Genomic DNA, 846 nt, shown 5'->3' on the forward strand with positions numbered 1-846 from the left:
GACTCTAAAGCTCATAGTAATCAGTCGCCTCAGCGAGGGTTGGGACTTTCTGTCTACATGATGAGGTAGTTTTATATCACTCCCTGCTCACGCAGCCATTGCTCACTCCTAGCCATACCTTCTTCAAGGCTAACTTTAGGCTGATACCCTAGCTCTGCACTGGCCTTATCATGGATATATTTAGCACTAGGCCTCGATAGCATCGCAACGGTAGAAGGATTTAATTCTGTACGTTTACCGAAAAGATGAGCCATTCGCTCCGCGGCAAAAGCGATAGGATAAAGCAGCTGTTTGGAAAGTGTTCTTGCCGAGTCCAAACCTAACATTTTGGCTAAAAAAGAAAAATACTCCTGATTACTCACCTGCCCCATGCCTGATAGGATATAAATCTGTCCGATTGCCTTGTCTGAGTTCAGTGCCAAATAACAGCCCTCAACCAAGTCATCAATATACACTGGGCCGAACATACCTTCTTTCGGGGCGATGAATTTCTTTTGCTTCATCATGTCAATTGGCGTCACGGTCCAGGGTCGGGAGCCCGGACCGTAAACATCTGCAGGGCGGATAATGGTGGCATCCACTTTTCCTGCATTGTTGTAGTTCAGAACCAAATGTTCACTAGCCAGTTTGGAGTCTGAATATTTCTGACCGCAAGACCTCAAGGCAGTATTTTCATCCATTGCTCCGGTGTGACTTAAGCCCAACGCGGCAACGGAGGAAAAGTGCAGAAAGCGCTTTTTGTTATCACACTTTGCCGCTTCATCTAATACAGTCTGCGTACCCAACACATTAACGCGCCAGGTTTCCTCTTCTGTTGCAGCATTAGAGACCACTGCAGCCGTGTGA

The 846-nt window shown here is 46.9% G+C and carries 1 protein-coding gene; it reads right to left on the bottom strand.

Annotated elements, in window-relative coordinates:
- Positions 1-71: 71 nt before the first annotated feature.
- Positions 72-846: NAD(P)-dependent oxidoreductase (locus A3763_RS06570; RefSeq protein ID WP_156494975.1), on the bottom strand; the 775-nt coding region annotated here is incomplete at its 5' end.

The sequence above is a fragment of the Oleiphilus sp. HI0128 genome, assembly GCF_001635365.1.